Below are 867 nucleotides of genomic sequence, written 5' to 3'. Positions count from 1 at the left end.
CCCGGGACGGCCCTGTCGCCGATCTCAGCTGGGCGGTCGCTGATCATCAACGCGTCGGCAATGAAGGCCTTGCCGCGATTCCGGGCTCGTTCGCGAGGCAACCTGAGGGCGCGGCCGGATCTCAGGCAGGCGGAGAGTTCTCGCCTAAGTGCCCCACGTCCTTGAATGTAAAGCGCCTGATAGATGGCTTCATGGCTTATGCGCATGATCGGATCCCCAGGGAAGTCCACCTTTAGGCGCTGTGAGATCTGCTCTGGACTCCAGGCAGATGACCAGCGTCGGCTTTGTCGACGAACAGCCCGCCGCCCTTTCCATACCACGATGGGGCCATCGAAAGCGATGCGGTCCGGTGTGGCAATGAGGCCCGACAGCCGATCCTGAACGTAGTCGCGCAAGTTGGGGTTGGCTGCCAGCTTGCTGATCTTTGGTCGCCTGGCCGCACGATCGGCATGCCACTGCGCCGGAATGGCCCGATAGTCGAACTCTCCGCTGCGCGTCGACGAGTTGCGCCTGATCTCCCGCGATACCGTGCTGGGTGATCGGCCCAGCTTGCGCGCGATTGCCCGCACGCTGGTGCCCCGAGCACATTCAAGGGCTATCTCCTCGCGTTCCATGAACGAAAGGCTGCGCTGCTTTGGCACAAGGGCCGATGGCGCGAGATGTGTGGGAGGCATGCCGCCAGAACTCCGAAACCAACGGGTTCCGACAGGCGGTGAAACTCCCGCTGCTACGGCGGCTTCCTCGCTGGACAACCCCGCCGCAATCTCCCGCCAGAACCGGCACAGATGCTCACGCTGCCAGACTGGTGGCCGACCTAGCGAGGATAATTTGCGTCGCGTCGAGCGCTCCGAGTTCCGTCTTCCTGAC

At 63.3% G+C, this 867-nt stretch carries 1 protein-coding gene; it reads right to left on the bottom strand.

Going from position 1 to position 867, the window contains the following annotated elements; translation table 11 throughout:
• On the bottom strand, positions 1-867 hold an 867-nt coding region (locus Q4543_RS24465; RefSeq protein WP_303442782.1), incomplete at both ends, for a helix-turn-helix domain-containing protein.

The sequence above is a fragment of the Salipiger sp. 1_MG-2023 genome (genome assembly GCF_030547555.1).
Lineage (GTDB): Bacteria > Pseudomonadota > Alphaproteobacteria > Rhodobacterales > Rhodobacteraceae > Salipiger.
Note: the sequence above shows the minus strand (reverse complement) of the source record. Positions and strands in the feature narration are given on the sequence as shown.